The sequence below is a fragment of the Shewanella sp. FDAARGOS_354 genome, from assembly GCF_002209245.2.
Classification (GTDB): Bacteria; Pseudomonadota; Gammaproteobacteria; order Enterobacterales; family Shewanellaceae; genus Shewanella; species Shewanella xiamenensis.
Genome location: NZ_CP022089.2, coordinates 118429 through 134631, shown reverse-complemented (window position 1 = coordinate 134631; position 16203 = coordinate 118429). Strand labels below are relative to the sequence as shown.

Here is a 16203-nt window from a genome sequence, read left to right as displayed (position 1 = left end):
ATATACTATAAAGCGCACTAAAGCAAAATGAGAAGTCCTATGTCAAGACTTGGTGATTTTCATCTCTATCCTCATGCTCAACGTAACCGCTTGGAGTTTATAGACTTCTGCCTCTACTACTTTGGCGAGGTGAGCAAAACCGATCTGCTACGCCAGTTTGCGGTCGGATCTGCCTCCTGTACCCGGGATTTGGCGCTATACCGTGAACTGGCTCCGGAAAACCTAGAGTTCAAACACCAAACCAAGCGCTATCACATAACGCAAAAATTTGTACCGCTGTTTAACCATGAGCCGGAAACCCTGCTCAGCCGCCTGAGCCAGGGTATGGGTGAAGGCGTAAAACAGATCTCGCCACCCGGCGAACACTGTGTTGATGCCATCCGCCTCATCCATCCAGACAGCAACACCATAGCCACCCTGATGCGCGCCATCACGCAGCGGCGGGCCATCAGCGTGCGCTATCACTCCTTAGGTTCCGGTGAGACAGAGCGTGAGCTGGTCCCACATGTCTTGGTTAACAACGGCCACCGTTGGCATGTCCGCGCCTACGACCGGCGGCATGGTGAGTTTCGCGACTTCGTCACCACCCGCCTGCTGCAAGTGCATGAATTGGCGCAAGCCCCAAACACAGAACAGCGCGAGGCAGATCTCGCCTGGCAGCGACAGATGACGCTGACACTCGTCCCCCACCCCGCGCTTGTCCACCCAGAAGCCATAGCCTTGGACTATGGCATGACCGATGGACAATTAACGCTGACAGTGCGCGAGGCGCTGGTGGGTTACTTGTTGCAACAGTGGCGAGTCGACTGCTCACCAGATGCCCGGCTCGATCCCCGTTCCCATCCGCTCAGACTGGCCAACCATGACGTAGTCGCCACACTGACCAACTGCCGCCTGCTGCCTGGAGTTGCCCCATGAATCAGGATCTGAGCTTTGAGTTTCTGGAGCAGTTCAAGGAGCAAAGCTTGGCGCTGCGTCTGTTGCGCTCCCCTCACTTTGCCCTGCTCGCCAGCTTTCTGCATCGGGCCTTTCTGGCTAAAAACCGCCGTGCCATCCCCTATCAGGAACTGATCGACGCACTGGAACATCATCTGCAGGACATTGCCGACAGCCATGGTCCCGAGCTGTTTCCCAAGAGTGCCCGCGCCTATGTCGACGACTGGATCAACAGCCGGGGCGGCTATCTGCGCAAATACCTGCCACTGCAGAGCGATGAACCCGAGTGCGACCTGTTGCCCGAGATCGAAAAAGCCCTGCGCTGGATCGAGGAGATGCAGGGGCGCCGGTTTGTCGGCACCGAGTCACGGCTCAAACTGTTGCTCGATCTGATCGGAGAGCTGGTCCACGGCACCACTGAAGACAGTGCATCCAAGCTCGCCACCCTGAGCGCTCGCAAGGCCGAGATCGAGCAGGCCATCTGTGCCGTCGAGCAGGGACAGGATACGGGGATGTCAGCGACCCAGATCCGCGAACGGCTGTTTTTTCTGGGCGATCTCTCGCGCCAACTGCTGGGGGATTTTCGCCAAGTGGAAGCCAACTTCCGCAGTCTGGACAAGGAGACACGCAAGACCATCACCCAGAGTGGCCTGCATAAGGGACTGGTACTGGATCAGGTGTTTGGCGATCAGGATGTCATCGACAGCTCGGACGAAGGACTGTCCTTCAGCGCCTTCTTCGAGCTACTGATGACGCCACAGATGCGCAGTGCCATGCGCCAGAACCTGCAGTCACTGCTAGAACATGAAGAGGCGAGAAATCTGGTGCAACAGGACACCCTGCTCAGCCATCTCTACAGTTACCTGCTGGATGCGGGAACCAAGGTGAACATCACCCGCCAGCAGATCACCGACCAGTTGCGCCGTTACATCCAAGAGCAATCCCAGGACAATAAACGCATTTTGGAACTGATCCGCGACTTCGAGGCACAGGCGCATCGCTTGGAAGGGCTTGATAGCCGCAGCTATCCGGATTTTGCCTCTGTGTCAGAGCAACAGGCCACGCTCTCTGTACTGCTGAGTCGCGGTCTCTACCATCCGCCGCAGAGCGAACAGTTCAATAACTCGGTAGCCGAAGCCGTGCCACAGGCAGAAGTGGATCTGCGTACCCTGTTCGAGGTGAGCCATATCGACGAACAGCAGTTGCAACGCCACATCCAACGTTGTCTGAGTGACTATCAAGGTCAGGTGAGCCTGGCCCAGGTCATCGAACACTACCCGATACGCCATGGCTTGGATGAGGTGCTCACCTATATCAAGCTGGCCTGCGAGCAAACGCTGCCTGCTCACATCGACACCACCCGGGAACAACAGATCCGCTGGCAGGCCGAGCCTGAACTCTGGCGGATATTGCGCATTCCAGCCATCACCTTTGTCAGGGAGCTGTAACCATGTCGACCATCCATGAAACAAGCGCACTGGGGGCGGATGCCCAACGGGACAAGTCTGCCGTGCTCATCCGGCTGCTCAAGGGCCCTCTCTATCTGCATCGGCAACGGGATCTCTGGCAGGTATTACTGCGCGAACAACACAGCATCCGCGACTACTTCCAGCAGATTGGCCTCTCCTTGCTGATCGACGAGGCCGAAGGGTACGCCTTCTTGAAGCAGCCCGAGAGCGCGGAAGAAGAGTCCGGTCAGGAGTTACCACGCCTGATCAGCCGCCGTAACCTGAGCTTTGGCCAGACACTGCTATTGGTCTGCCTGCGCAAGCGGCTGGCCGAGCACGACAGCGCAGAGAGTGCGCCCCGCCTCATCGTCACCCGGCAGGAGATCCACCAGTGGTTGTTACCCTACTACCCCGAGGTGGGTAATGAGGTAAAGCAACGCCGCGAGCTGGATGCGCTGATCAAAAAATGCGATGAGATGGGCTTCCTCTCAATGCTACCCAAGCATCCGGATGACTTCGAGGTGCCGCGCATTCTCAAGGCCTTTGTCACCGCCGAACAGATAGTGGAATTCAACCAGCTACTAGCGCAAAAACTGGCTGTCGCCGGGAATACGACAGAGAACGCTGAAGAGTACAACGAGGAGAACACCGAGTGAATAGTGAGCTGAACGCGCAAATCTCAGCCAAGCACAGCCTGCCAAACCAGGCCCTGCAGGGCTTTCGCCTGATGCGTTTCGAGGTGTTCAACTGGGGCACCTTCGATCAGCAAATCTGGCATCTGGCCGTAGAGGGCGACAACAGCCTGCTGACCGGCAACATCGGCAGTGGCAAATCGACACTGGTGGACGGTCTCACCACCCTGCTGGTTCCCACCCGCAAGCTGGCCTTCAACAAGGCGGCAGGCGCCGAGGAGAAGGAACGCTCGCTGGAGTCCTACTTCCATGGCTTCTATACCTCCCAGCAGGATGACTATGGCAAGGCGCGTCCGGTCGGCCTGCGCGGCAAGGATCACTACAGCGTTCTGCTGGCCCAGTTCCACTCCGCCGCCCTGCAACAGAGCGTGACCCTGGCCCAGGTATGCTGGCTGCCACCCGCAGAGAAGCGGGTCAAGCGACTGTTTCTGGTGGCCGAGCAGCCCCTTACCATCGCCAACCACTTCAGCGGCTTTGGTGACAAGATAGCCGGACTGAAAAAGCAACTAAAACAGCAGGGTGGCTGCGAGCTGTTCGACAGCTTTGGCCCCTATCAGCAAGCCTTTTGCAAGGCGCTGGGACTGGGTAACGATGGCAAGGCGCTGGATCTCTTCAATCAGACCATCTCGATGAAGTCCGTGGGCTCGGTCACTGACTTCGTACGCCAGAACATGCTGACCCAGCCCGATGTCGAGGGGCTGATCCAGGAATTGGAGCGCAACTATGACGATCTCAAGCGGCTGCATGATGCGGTGGTCGCAGCCCGCCAGAAGGTCGAGTTGCTGGAGCCTGTCAGCCGACTGGGGGAGGACGTGCTGCAGGCCGAACAGGAGAAACAGCATATCCAGCAGTGTCGGGAGCTGACCGATGGCTTCATGGCACAACATGCCATCTCCCTCTATCAGAAGCGACTGCAGCGCAGCCGCCAGAACCTGGACAAGCTACAACTGCAGCGCGAGAGCCTGGATCGTAGGCTCGGTGAGCAGGAGCAACAGGTTGCCACCTTGCATCAACAGATCCTGGAAAATGGCGGTAGCCGCCTGCAACAGCTGCAGGGGGAGATGCACCGCCTGAGTCAGGCGCGCGACACGGCTCGCCATCACTACAAAGACTATCGCGATCTGACCCAAGCCCTGGCCCTGCCGGATACTCTGGAACTCGACTGCTTTGTCAGCAACCAGGCCGCCGCCAAGGAAAGGGCCGAGACACTGATGGGCGAGTTGGCCCAACTGGAGCAGCAGCGAGATACGCTCAAGCAGCAGGAGTGGCAGCAGAGCGCCCAACTGCAGCAACTGGGCGACGAACTCGCCGCCCTGAAGAAACGCCAGAGCAACATTCCCGCTCAGCAGTTGGCCATACGCGAGCGACTCTGTGCCGAACTGGGGTTAGATGAGAGCCAGCTCCCCTTTGTCGGTGAGCTACTGCAGGTCAAGGGTAAGGAGCTCGCCTGGCAAGGGGCCATGGAGCGGGTGCTGCACAATTTTGCCCTGAGCCTGCTGGTGCCGGAGCGACTCTACCCCACGATCAGCGAATGGGTGGAAAAAACCCATCTGGGCAGTCGCCTGGTCTATTACCGGGTACGCCAGCCTGCCGATTATCTGCCAAGCCCGGCGACGCCTGGCTCGCTGCTGGGCAAGCTGGAGATAAAACCGGCCTGTGAGCAATACGACTGGTTGCACAAAGAGCTGCAACGCTTTGACTATCTCTGCTGCGAGGATCTGGCCACCTTTCGCCGCAGCGACAAGGCGTTATCCATCAACGGCCAGATCAAATCCGGCCCCTCACGTCATGAGAAAGACGACAGGCACGCCCTGCAGGATAAGAGCCGCTATGTGCTGGGCTGGAGCAACAAGGAGAAGATCCAACTGCTGGCCCAACAGTACAGCCAGTTGCAGCAGCAAATCCAACAACGCCAGCAGCAGCTGCAACAACAGGAGCGGCGCCGCATCATGCTCGACAAACTGCGTCATCAGGCGTTAAGACTGGCCGATTTCAATCTGGGGTTTGAACAGATTAACTGGCCACGTTTTAGCGAGCAGATAGAACAGTTACAGCAAGAAGTACAGATACTGGAGCAGAGTTCGGACCTGCTTCAGACGCTGCAGCAACAATTAACCTTGGCCAAGCAAGCTTTCAAGGCACTCGGGAGCGAGCGCGATAACCTGCTAACCAGCGTGGGGCAACAACAGAGTGAGATTGAGACCGATACCCTTGCCCTGACGGAAAAAGAGGCCTTGCTGGCTAGCGTCCCGCCGATCTTGCGCGAGCGCTGTTTTGCGACCCTGACCCAGTTCTATCAGGAGTATGGTGCCAGCGCCGGGTTGCGCTTCGACATGCTGACTAACCAGACCAGCTTGCTGCGCGGTAAACTCAACGAGCGGGTGCAACATCTGGAGGAGAAACGGCGCAAGAAGGAGGGGCAAATGATCGATGCCATGAGCACCTTCCACTACCGCTTTCCCAACGATGCCAGTGAACTGGACAAGAGTCTGGCGGCATTGAAGGAATATCAACAGCTCCTCCAACAACTGCAGCAGGAGGATCTGCCACGCCACGAAGCGCGTTTCAAGGAGATGCTTAACCGCGACACCATCCGCGCCATGGCGCTGTTTCGCAGCCAGCTCGACAAACATGAAGAGGAGATCAGTGCCCGCATCCGGCTCATTAACCAGTCGCTGTATGCACTGGACTACCAGATCGGCACTTTTATCGAGATTGACAGCGTCTCCTCCCCTGATGTGGAGATCCGCGAGTTCAAGCAGCGTCTCAAACAGTGTGTCGAGCACACGCTGGATGACAACCTCTACTCGGAGCAGAAGTTCGAACAAGTAAAGTCACTGATCGAGCAGATGCGACAAGATGCAAAATGGACCCAGAAGGTCGTCGATGTGCGCTTCTGGCATTTGTTCAACGTTATCGAACGCTTCCGGGAGGATGGCAGCGAGAAGGAGTGTTACTCCGACTCCGGTGGTAAATCGGGGGGACAGAAGGAGAAACTGGCCTACTCCATTCTGGCCGCCGCTATCTTGCTGCAATACAGGCTGGTCGGCAGCGAGACTACCCAGACCCGTGCCGAGCGCCGCTTCAATCTGGTGGTGATCGATGAAGCTTTCGCTCGTGGCTCCAAAGACAGCACCCGCTTCGGGCTGGAGCTGTTCAAGAAGCTGGGGCTGCAACTGCTGCTGGTCACCCCCCTGCAAAAACTCGATGTCATCGAGCACTATGTCCGCCATGTGCACTTTGTCGATCTGAAGCAGAATCGATCCATGCTGCTGAACATGACCATCGAGGAGTATCGGCAACGGCTGGCTCAACATCAGGCTCTCGGCAGCTACAGCACGCTGGTTTCTGAGGTCCCGATTGTTGAGGTGCAGGCTTCAGACGTGAATGGTTCCGTGGAGACATGACCATGATCGAACTCAAGACACTCAAGCAGAAACTACTGAAGAAATGGCAAGGTTATGGACTGCATCGGGCCTGGCTTGAGGGGGAATCACTGTTCCCCCTCACCATCAAACTATCCCGCCCCACCGACAAAGCACTGCTGCACGACTTTGCCGCCCTGCGCCAGCAGATCGCCCGCCTGCAGGAGGGACTGACCGATCTGCCCGGCATCACGTTGCAGCAGCAGGAGGTCAACTACCCGACCATGGGGCGCCAATGGCTGCCTGCTGCCGTCGAGTTTGCCGATATGGCCGCCTTGGCCCGCTTTGTCGGGCAGGCACAGGCTTGGCGGATCTTTTGCGATGAGCACGCACGGCTGCTCGCCGCCTTCCCGGCGCTGCAGGCCTGGTTGCTGGACAATCCGGCACAACTAGAAAAGCAGGCGGGTCATTGGCCTGAGCTCATCGCCGTCTGCCGCCACTTCTGTGCTCACCCACGCCCCGATTGCTACCTGCGCCAACTGGACATACCCGGCGTCGATACCAAATTTATCGAGCAACACAAAAGCATACTGAAGAGTCTGCTGGATCAGCTGCTACCAGAGCAGGCGATTGACCCGACCGTGACCAGCTTGCGCGATCACGGCTTCGAACGGCGCTTTGGCCTGCGCTACGAGGAGCCGCAGGTCCGCTTTCGTCTACTTGACCCGCAACTGGCGGCCGAGTTTGCCGGGGCCAGCGACATCACCTTGACGGTGCGCGACTTCGCCAAGCTGGACCTGCTGGTGGATCGGGTTTTTATTACCGAGAACAAGATCAACGGCCTGGCATTTCCTGGGGTACGCAATGGACTGGTGATTTTCGGCCTGGGTTATGGCGTGCAACTGCTCAAAGAGGTGCCCTGGCTGGGCGCTTGCCAGATCCACTACTGGGGCGATATCGACAGCCATGGCTTTGCCATGTTATCGCAACTACGCAGCTATTTTCCGCGTACCCGTTCTCTACTAATGGATGAAGCAACCCTACTTGCCTGCCGCTCTTGGTGGGGAAGCGAGCCTTCTGCCACAGCCCACAGAGCCGAACAGCTCCCCAACTTAAATGAGACAGAGCAACTGCTATACCAACGACTCAAGGCCCATTGGCAACCTAACTTACGACTGGAACAAGAGCGCATCCCTTTCTCTCTTCTCCAAACGTTAATTTGACATACGCATCAATTCTTACTGATGATGGAGTGGAAGTACCAACTTTACTTCACACTGCAAGCAAGGTCACAGGTGTTGATCTGGGGCTGTTTCATTTCGCCATCGAATCGAATGGCAAAAAGATAGCCAACCGAAGATTTGTAAAGCGTGCTGAGAAAAACCTCAGACGTAAGCAGCGCCAGCTATCAAGAAAAGCAAAAACTAGATTGATGGTCGCCAAATGCCATGAAAAAGCAGCGAATGCTCGCGCTAATTTAGTAAATCAGACTATGTTGATTAAGTTCAGCTATGCTGCCGTAAGCTTACAATCAGTTTACGCCGCCTACGACTGCCGTTGGTTTCTTTGGCTTTGTCCTGCCCTGTACATATCCAGCCGTGTGAGATTTTGGTTGCCTGAGTCTGAGTTAAATGGGCAATTAACTCTGCGGTTTGCTCAACAGATTACAGGCTTTGTGAACCGCGACATTTTCAGACTTGAGCTTCTCTGACAAGGTGTAATCGGCAAGGTGACGGCGGACCGTTGATTCATTTATCCGTAATGCTTGAGAAATCATTGCCGCGGTCCAGCCTTCGGATGCAAGAAGTACTGCTTTAATGCGGTCACAAACAAGCCCGTCACGCGTTTGAGCATGCAGGGTCTCTAGGACTTGTTTTTGTTGACATCCTCCCCGCGCTAAAGCACGGGGATTCCTACAGCTAGACGGCGATGCCCCGCCGCGAGAATATTGGTTGCCGCGTTTATATCGCGGTCGTGCTCTGCTCCGCACTCAGAGCACACCCATTCTCTTATTCCAAGACCAGTTCTACCTTTCGGACTGCTGACGGGGATCGCCCCACAGCTCGAACAGGTCTGGGTGGAGTAGGATTCATTGACTATTTCGAACACAACTGACCGCGCTATCGCTTTATATTCCAATTGTGTTTTGAGCATTGACCAGCCTGCGTCTAAAACCGATTTTGCCATTTTAGTTTTCGCTAACTTGGAGCTGCTCACATCGCCAACAAATATTGCGGCATTTTCATTGACCAGCCGCGTACTAAATTTATGCAAAGCATCTTTGCGACGATTCTTGATCTTCGCATGAATGGCCTTGACTCGCTTTTTCTTATTTGCTCTTTGGGCAACGCCTAAATCCGCCTCTAGATCGCGGTAGAAGTTCCCCCGTTCTAATTTAGCCCCATCACTGCAAGTTGCCGTATCTTTTAACCCTAGATCGATACCGATGGCTGTCTTTCCAGAGGTGGGCGCTGAGGCGCCTACATGAACACACACATTAAAGTACCAGCGTCCTCTTGAGTCTTCAGAGAAAGATCCTGAAGTAAACTCGTATTGTGAAAGCCCGTAGGTATCCCAAACCTTAAAGTGCTGTTTTGCGAATAAGACTTGCCCACTCTTCCACTTAGCAGAACCTTTTTTAAACGGCACAAAGCCAAGAGAGCGTTTAGAGCCTGAGCTTATTCGCCAACGTAACTTCGCTCGTTTGAATTGTTTTCTTGCTTGGGCGTGTTTGGCGCAGACCTCTTGAGCTGTGTGGGATGGAATAATAAATCCAGATTCGTTCCTAAAACTTAGAATCGGTTTTTGCACATCGTAAGCCGACATCCAGACAGGTCTAACCGCGCCAGCATCGCTATAGTTGCGACTCGCTTTCATGGTTAGTTCGTTGGCCAGGTTAAAGCATTGATTTACTTCATACGCCATCTGTCTTAACAGCTTCGCATGTTTATCTTTTACCCTAACACTTAAAGTTTTGGTCTGAATGCTCATAATGCACTAATATAGGTTCTTTAAGCTTGATTGTAAAGGTTGGCCTATGGAATTACGAAGAGGAAGGCACTGCATATTTATGATGCATGTGCATCTTATTTTTATTGCTAAATATCGTGGCAAGTTATTTACGGATGCGCATCTAAAAACGATGCGAGACATCATGGAAAAGGTCTGTGCGGATTTTGAGGCTGAGATCGTAGAGTTTAACGGGGAGCAAGACCACGTTCACCTGTTAGTGAACTACCCACCGAAAGTGGCTATATCGAAGCTGGTTAATAGTCTAAAGGGGGTTTCTAGCAGGAAGTTGAAACAGTACTATCCAAATCTTCATAAGCCAGCCTACATGAAAAATGCACTTTGGTCGCCCAGCTACTTTGCAGGATCTGTTGGGGGCGCTCCAATAGACGTATTAAGGCAATATATTGAGCAACAAGATAGGCCGCATTAAGTTGCTTCGCAACTTGCGCTATCCTTCCCCGCGCTAAAAGCACGGGGCTTGTCGCGCATTTTGGTCATAGACATTCCGTTATTTAGCTAATTGGTATTCTTTGACCAAGCAAGGCAGCGGGATTTTAAGCCCCTCATTCAGCTTGCGGATCATGTTCAGACTAAGTCGACGTTGGCGGTTTAGCACTTCTGATACTCGGCTACGTTGCCCAAGGAACGGCACCATATCGGCATCAACAAGCCCTTGCTGTTCCATGCGAAACTGAATGGCCGCGATTGGATCTGGCGTTTCAATTGGAAAATGAGCGTCCTCAAACGCGCTCACCAGCGTGATCAACACTTCCAGCTCATCACCCTCTGGCGTGTTAGGTTCAGCATCAAAAAGCTGTTCAATACGCTTTAAGGCTGCTTCATTATCAGCCACGGTTCTGATCGGTTTAATTTGCATTGCAAACCTCCTAAATTGTGGTTGCATCAACTTTGTCATACTCAGCATGAGAACCAACAAAGCGAACATAGACCATTGCAAACTTGTAATTCACGGCCACAATAAGACGGTACTTATTGCCGTGGATGTTGAATACCACCCTGTTATTGCCAACAAAACTCGCGTTGCGGTACAACGCTTTTATGTCTTGCGGATTTTGCCAGTTAGCGTTTTTAGCTTCCTCGTACCATGACTTGAGAGGTTGCTCACTATCTTGATAAATGGGCGGCTCCCAAAACTCCCGCAATGCGACTCTTGAAACAACTCTCATGCAATCCCCTTTTCTATATTTCCCATTATGGGAAACGCATAAACGATAGTCAATATTTAATTTCCCTTTTTGGGAAAATATATTAATTTTTTGATTTTTACCATATTGCTGCGAGCAAGCGTGTACTCTCCTTCATGCTCGGGTATTTGTGGGATTTTGGGATTGTGGGATTGTGTAGCTAAGAAGGTTCTGCTGGAATTGACATCCTCCCCCCCTAAAGGAGGTGGAGGATGTCAATGAATCACTCTTGCCTAAAGCCGCTTAAAAAATTCTGAGGAGCTCGTAGCACTTTTTGCAATTAAATCAATTTTTTTACCACTGACTAGGTAAGCGTAATCGCGTGTGGAATATCCGTAGAATATGGATTTCATCTTGCTTAACCCTGTACGGGATGATGAACGGGTAATCCTGTATAATCTGTTCCCGTGTACCAACTACGCGCCCAGCCCGTCCCATGGCGGGTTGCACCGGCAATAAGTTCACTAAGCGGTAAACGTCTTGCACGAATGCTTGAGCGACCTTGGGGTTGTCTTTGGCTAAATAATCATACGCATCTTCAAGATTTTGCGCGGCCTTGCGCAACCATTTAACCCGCATTGTTCCCCCAACGCTGGAACTTGGCATTCATCTCGTTCTCTGGCACAAAATCACCGGCATCGGCTTCACGTAATGCGGCTTGGATTTCAGCAATTTGCCAAGCTTCCCGGTCTAAATAATCCTGAATCGCTTGGCTGGCCAACCACGATTTAGTTCTGCCAGTTGACTGGGCAAGCTGTACCAGCTTTTGCTCGATTTCATCGGATAAGCGCACTGACATGACACTCATGGTAAACCTCATCATACAATGTATACATCAAACTACATTACACTGATTGAGGATAAATTGCCATGTTTGGCTTATCAGCCAAACTGAATGTTAGTATCCGTCCGGTGATCTGCACCTAGCCTAGTTTTGCATTCCAAGGTAACAAATGATCCAGGCTTTCTGGCTTGAGTGACAGCTGATCTAGGCAGTACATGAGATAGTCAAAAGGCATAAGCCCATTAGCCTTGGCAGTTTCTATCATGCTGTACAGTATGGCACTGGCTTTTGCTCCATTGGCCGTATTGGCAAATAGCCAATTTTTACGGCCAATGACGAACGGCTTTATGGCTCGCTCTGCGCGATTATTGTCGATATTCAGTCGCCCATCCTCAAGATAGCGGTTCAAATTGGGCCATTGATTAAGGCAGTAGGTTATTGCCTTCCCAAAGCTGCTTTTAGGTGGCACATGGCGTTGTGATTTCTCCAGCCAACGATGCAACTCATCCAGTAAGGGTTGGCTGTGCAGCTGCCTTTGTTGGCGGCGAACCTCGGGACTTGAGTCTTTATCCAAGGTTTAGATTCGGTAGATTTTCTGGATATGGTTCAGAGCCCAGTTTGCCTTGCCCGTTTTGCCTTTAGGCTGAGCGATTTCAGCCTCTGTGAACTTACGACGAGCATGGGCCCAGCAGCCCACGAGTTCGGCATCGGTTTTAGCATAACCGGCGTAACCATCGACTTGCAGGTAACCACTAAATCCGTCGTTTATTTGAACTTGATGGATGAATAATCCGATACTGGTATAGGTCTAAATTTAGGTCTATACTTAGGTCTTAGTATAACTGTCGCAACAGTAGAAAATGGAGCTATGATGTTACAGAAAATTTTATGTGGCTATACCACACCGATCAGCAAGTTCAAATCAAACCCCAGTGCTGCATTAGCCGAAGCCCAAGGAGATGCAATTGCGGTGTCATCTAATAACCAAATCCAGTTTTATGCGGTACCGGCGTCACTGTTTGAAGAAATGACGGCGTTTTGTGAGTTTGCCCAACGTGGCACCACCACATTGGAAAGCATCCCTGCCCAGTTTACTGCTGCCAATCTAAACATGGATAAGGTTTCTACTCAGATGGCCAACAAACTGAAGCAAGGTGCCAGGGGAGAATTTGAGGAATGGAAGTAAAGGCGGTACGCATATTTACGCATCCCTATTTAAAAGAGGCCCTAGGTGAGCTGGCTACCAAAGCATTAGTAGATGATTTTCGGGTGTATAAGGAAGGTAAAGGCCTGCCTACCACCTTTGGCCGCGACGTTCCTTACCTGTTTACCCATAACCGCTCGTATCTTGAATTACAACATCTGCATTTCAAAGCTGCAGGTTTTCCGCTCAAGCTAGTGCAATTCAAACGGACCAGCGGTTATGTTCTGGTGTATTGTCCAGGCTTCTTCAACAGCCATTGTTACCTACTGATAGCCATCATTAAACATTGGGATAAGAACAAGCCGAATGATGTCAATAATACCGATCGTGATAGCGGCTTAATGAACCAACTGGAGAAAATAGCCGAAGGCTTCAGGGAGCAGTTTTAATCATACCGAATTTACCCAACGCGCCAAAAATGTAAAGTTAGCCTACATTAAGGCCTTGTTGCTTGTCCGCTGATACAGCATATCTCGACTCTCTACGAGCTTGTTGGATCATGGCTGTTTATTGGCAATTAATGTGAGTCCGCCAAGATAAATGTAAGCCCGTTGTTAATTAATCTGCGTCCATTGGCAGTTAATGTGAGTCGGTGGTCCCGCTTATTATCAGCTAATGTGAGCCCAGTTTGGCGGATGTAATCGCGCCGAAGGGATTATGTGTGCAAGCCACTACAGTTACCAAACATATCGTTCTCCTATGATTCAGAAGAACAAGGATGGCGACATATGGTCAAGTTATGAAGGTGTGCTTCGGCGGACGCTTACGTTATTCTCGATAATTGCTCCTGCATTATTCTACCTTCGCCCGTCCCTGGGCTCGTACCTCCTGCATCTAACTACCATGGAGGGTGGAAATGTCATATTTTGTATGGAACAAAATTGACCATGCAGTCGTTCGCGGGAATGACAGAAAAGAGAAGGATTACGGAACGCTCGCGCGCTCACTCACCGTCAGGGCACAGCCCGCTCCGTTATCCGTAAGTCACGCAGTGACGTTCCGTAGCCGCAAAGCGGCGTTCGTCGCTGCCAGAGTCTAAAGCGACGTAGTGGCGTTCTAAAGCGAGCTGGCGAGCGTCCTAGGGCCGAAGGCATCCTAGCAGCAGTGCTTTTTGCTGCGTACTTGCGGCCGAAGGCCGTCCTAGCCGTTACGAAGCATCATCATTGCGCTATTTGTATTGCCAAAATTCATCAAAAGTTTCGTCATTAAACATAGCAAGATCAAAAATGTCGTTAAAACTCCCCCGTCGGCTACGTTGGTTTAATTCCTTTTGTATCGCTTGTACTGTTTTGATCTTAGTCACTTTTGCGAGTAACTCTTCAGTTTCAATCGTGAGATAATCACCATATTGGGCCAACTCCCTAGCGCGTGATGCTTTTGAACCACTCCCAAAACGTTGCCAAATCATACTTTTAATATCATCGCCATTCTGCATTGATTGATAATCTTGATTTAATAAACTAATTTTAACCTGCAACGCAGCCTCAATACGTTTAATCATATCTGCATCGGCCTCAAGCTTATACTCTGGCAGATATTCAAGGGCCAACATCAGCAAGGCGACAGCATCCTTGCTTTTCTTGGCTTGAGATAGTTGCTGCATCAACTCTTTTTTTAGCGCCTTTTTAGCAGGTTCAGGCTCTTTATCGGGATGAAATTGATTCGCCAATTGTCGATACAATTTGGTCATGGTTTTATCGCTAAATAACTCAAGGCTTAATGCTTGCTCTGGTTGACTCGATTCAAAGAAAAAATCATCCTCTTGGGCATCATACTCAGCCTCATCTTGCTCAAACGCATTTTCAGCGTCGCCGTCATCAAAAGCCTTATTGTGCTGCTCAGCCAATTTTTGCTCAAAAAATGCCTGGAACTTCGCCGGTTCATCAATGAGTTCAGACAGTTGCGCATCGTCTATATCCAACTCAAAGCCAAACATAGATTCTAACTCTTCACGAAAAGCATCAAGCTCGTGCTGACCAATGTCTTGCTTAGGCAAGGTTGCTTGATAAGCCATAAGCAAGTTAGTGAAGCTATCGCGTATTTCGTGAGTATTGATAGGATTAAACGGGTTCGATTCAATAATACTTATTTCTTCGTCAATCCATTCTAGCAGCGCCTCCCTTTGGCGACCTTTAATGGATTTACGCGGCACAAAAGTCAATAAATGACGCACCCATTGAGCTGAGGCATCACATACGGCCTGCTCTTTTTCAAGTAATTGTGAGGTGAACTCGCGATAAAAACCCTCTAATTTTGTTTGATAACGTTTATTTCTTAATTGTTTTTTTTCGTAGTCTTGCCACAATTTTTCGAGTGTTTGCGAGCGGTTACGTGATTGACTTGAAGCCGAAGTATTGATGATGTTCATTAATGACATAAATATTTTCTTTTGATGAAATGTTTACAAACCCGAGTGACCCAAAGTACAAAACTCGCATACCAATATAGCGAAAAACGTGACGACATCCTTAGCAAAGCGACGTTAGAAGAACGCTAGAGCGCTTCGCAGCTAGAGTCTAAAGCCAGCTTGTGAGTATCCTAGATTCTCGCGACTAAAGGCCATCCTCGATTCTCACTGCCGCAAGCAATTACTTATAAACCAAGCAATGATTGATCAGTTGATTCTGTATGCTTTGTCGTTGGTTCAAAAAAAGTAGCACAGTAACAAGAGACTCATCATTAATGTAGCTAACCTCGTACAGTATTCTAAAATCCTCTTTTATCGCGTGCCTTACTTGAGTAATGCCAAGTTCAACTAACTCTTGACATAATGCATGGCTCAAAGGATTTTGCGTCACAGATGCTTCAAATGCCTCAATAACTGCCTCAACTCTCTCAATAATAGTGATCTCGTCATGCCATTGGGAATAGTGAGATATAGCACTATCTACGGTATCTTCAAATGTCTTGGTATATTCAAGTTTTACCACAGACATACTACTTATTATCCTTTAAAGCCATTTTACGACCCGCCAAGCGTTCCTTGAATGCATTTGATGACATAGTGCGGCCATTTTGTTGATCGCTTTTTGCAAAACTGACTAGCTTGAGTAAAGCTATCGCCTCATCACGTCGATTTCTATCCGCTACCGACTCGATAACGTAAGCAGGTACACCATTTTGAGTAATAATCATCGGTTCATCGAGGGTTAAGCTCGCGGCATTTTTCTTCAAAAAACTGATTGTTTCTATGTTCATAGGTTGATGCCTAGTTGATTAATTGAAAATAAGAAAACCCATTCACTAAGCCAAAATCATATCATGCGATAGATTAAAGACCAAAAAAAGATTAAAAAAAGACTAAAAAAAGACTAAAGACATCAAAACGCTTAACGCCGTGCTGACGGTTGACAGATTACGAATTACGGAACGCTCCAAGCTCAACTCACCGTCAGGGCACTGCCCGTTCCGTAACCTGTAACCGCAAAAGGCGGCATTCCTAGCCCCTAGCAGCGAGCTTGCGAGCGTCCTAGCAGTTGCGTACGACTGCATGGATGCAGGAGGTAGAATAAAGCAGGAGCAGTTATCGAGCAACGCCCTAGTTTCTCCCAGCCAAA

16 protein-coding genes and 3 pseudogenes are annotated in these 16203 nt (G+C 50.9%); 9 read left to right on the top strand and 10 right to left on the bottom strand.

Annotated features, from left to right (window positions below; genetic code table 11):
* Positions 1–39 precede the first annotated feature (39 nt).
* The 6 genes and pseudogenes from CEQ32_RS00680 to CEQ32_RS00655 form a co-directional block, all read left to right on the top strand.
* Positions 40–918: a helix-turn-helix transcriptional regulator gene (locus CEQ32_RS00680; protein ID WP_088585324.1), complete on the top strand. Its 879-nt coding sequence runs from the start codon at positions 40–42 to the stop codon at positions 916–918.
* Positions 915–2384: a DUF3375 domain-containing protein gene (locus tag CEQ32_RS00675; RefSeq protein ID WP_088585323.1), complete on the top strand. Its 1470-nt coding sequence runs from the start codon at positions 915–917 to the stop codon at positions 2382–2384. Before CEQ32_RS00680 ends, CEQ32_RS00675 begins: the two co-directional genes overlap by 4 nt.
* Before the next feature lie 2 nt (positions 2385–2386).
* Complete coding sequence (locus CEQ32_RS00670; RefSeq protein WP_088585322.1) at positions 2387–3040, top strand: DUF4194 domain-containing protein; 654 nt, start codon at positions 2387–2389, stop codon at positions 3038–3040.
* Positions 3037–6483, top strand: coding sequence for an ATP-binding protein (locus tag CEQ32_RS00665; protein WP_226871862.1), 3447 nt, complete (start codon positions 3037–3039; stop codon positions 6481–6483). The genes CEQ32_RS00670 and CEQ32_RS00665 overlap by 4 nt, the downstream gene beginning before the upstream one ends.
* 2 nt (positions 6484–6485) lie before the next feature.
* Positions 6486–7664, top strand: coding sequence for a Wadjet anti-phage system protein JetD domain-containing protein (locus tag CEQ32_RS00660; RefSeq protein WP_069453191.1), 1179 nt, complete (start codon positions 6486–6488; stop codon positions 7662–7664).
* A gap of 29 nt (positions 7665–7693) precedes the next feature.
* Positions 7694–7873, top strand: a pseudogene (locus CEQ32_RS00655) (transposase); the annotation flags it as partial.
* A gap of 88 nt (positions 7874–7961) precedes the next feature.
* Here CEQ32_RS00655 and CEQ32_RS00650 read toward each other — a convergent pair.
* Both CEQ32_RS00650 and CEQ32_RS00645 read right to left on the bottom strand, forming a co-directional pair.
* Positions 7962–8299: pseudogene (locus CEQ32_RS00650) on the bottom strand (helix-turn-helix domain-containing protein); the annotation flags it as partial.
* A gap of 38 nt (positions 8300–8337) precedes the next feature.
* Entirely contained in the window at positions 8338–9432 is a 1095-nt protein-coding gene (locus CEQ32_RS00645) for an RNA-guided endonuclease InsQ/TnpB family protein (protein WP_069453180.1), read from the bottom strand.
* A 46-nt stretch (positions 9433–9478) separates the two neighbouring features.
* On the opposite strand from CEQ32_RS00645, the gene tnpA reads away from it, so the two are divergent.
* A complete protein-coding gene (gene tnpA / locus CEQ32_RS00640) occupies positions 9479–9883 on the top strand; it encodes an IS200/IS605 family transposase (protein ID WP_069453193.1) in 405 nt (134 codons plus the stop codon).
* 78 nt (positions 9884–9961) lie between these two features.
* Here tnpA and CEQ32_RS00635 read toward each other — a convergent pair whose 3' ends face one another.
* The 5 genes and pseudogenes from CEQ32_RS00635 to tnpC all read right to left on the bottom strand — a co-directional run.
* A complete protein-coding gene (locus CEQ32_RS00635; protein WP_014610936.1) occupies positions 9962–10330 on the bottom strand; it encodes a helix-turn-helix domain-containing protein in 369 nt (122 codons plus the stop codon).
* 10 nt (positions 10331–10340) lie between these two features.
* Positions 10341–10640 (bottom strand): type II toxin-antitoxin system HigB family toxin, encoded by a 300-nt coding sequence (locus tag CEQ32_RS00630; RefSeq protein ID WP_088585321.1) that lies wholly within the window; start codon positions 10638–10640, stop codon positions 10341–10343.
* 312 nt (positions 10641–10952) lie between these two features.
* Positions 10953–11237, bottom strand: coding sequence for a type II toxin-antitoxin system RelE/ParE family toxin (locus tag CEQ32_RS00625; RefSeq protein WP_088585320.1), 285 nt, complete (start codon positions 11235–11237; stop codon positions 10953–10955).
* The gene (locus CEQ32_RS00620) at positions 11227–11466 is read right to left on the bottom strand and encodes a CopG family ribbon-helix-helix protein (RefSeq protein ID WP_069453195.1); all 240 of its coding nucleotides are present in this window, start codon (positions 11464–11466) and stop codon (positions 11227–11229) included. Before CEQ32_RS00620 ends, CEQ32_RS00625 begins: the two co-directional genes overlap by 11 nt.
* A 115-nt stretch (positions 11467–11581) precedes the next feature.
* A pseudogene (gene tnpC, locus CEQ32_RS00615) lies at positions 11582–12223 on the bottom strand (IS66 family transposase); the annotation flags it as partial.
* An 87-nt stretch (positions 12224–12310) separates the two neighbouring features.
* On the opposite strand from tnpC, the gene CEQ32_RS00605 reads away from it, so the two are divergent.
* Positions 12311–12628: an antitoxin of toxin-antitoxin stability system gene (locus tag CEQ32_RS00605; protein ID WP_226871861.1), complete on the top strand. Its 318-nt coding sequence runs from the start codon at positions 12311–12313 to the stop codon at positions 12626–12628.
* Positions 12619–13035, top strand: a complete 417-nt coding sequence (locus CEQ32_RS00600) for a type II toxin-antitoxin system YafO family toxin (RefSeq protein ID WP_088212880.1) — start codon at positions 12619–12621, stop codon at positions 13033–13035. Before CEQ32_RS00605 ends, CEQ32_RS00600 begins: the two co-directional genes overlap by 10 nt.
* Before the next feature lie 779 nt (positions 13036–13814).
* On the opposite strand, the gene CEQ32_RS00590 is transcribed toward CEQ32_RS00600, so the two are convergent.
* From CEQ32_RS00590 to CEQ32_RS00580, 3 genes are all read right to left on the bottom strand, one after another.
* Positions 13815–15014 (bottom strand): J domain-containing protein, encoded by a 1200-nt coding sequence (locus CEQ32_RS00590; RefSeq protein ID WP_226871860.1) that lies wholly within the window; start codon positions 15012–15014, stop codon positions 13815–13817.
* A 220-nt stretch (positions 15015–15234) separates the two neighbouring features.
* The gene (locus CEQ32_RS00585; RefSeq protein ID WP_055647497.1) at positions 15235–15582 is read right to left on the bottom strand and encodes a type II toxin-antitoxin system RelE/ParE family toxin; all 348 of its coding nucleotides are present in this window, start codon (positions 15580–15582) and stop codon (positions 15235–15237) included.
* Between the two features lies 1 nt (position 15583).
* Entirely contained in the window at positions 15584–15844 is a 261-nt protein-coding gene (locus CEQ32_RS00580; protein ID WP_086904670.1) for a type II toxin-antitoxin system Phd/YefM family antitoxin, read from the bottom strand.
* Positions 15845–16203: the final 359 nt, after the last annotated feature.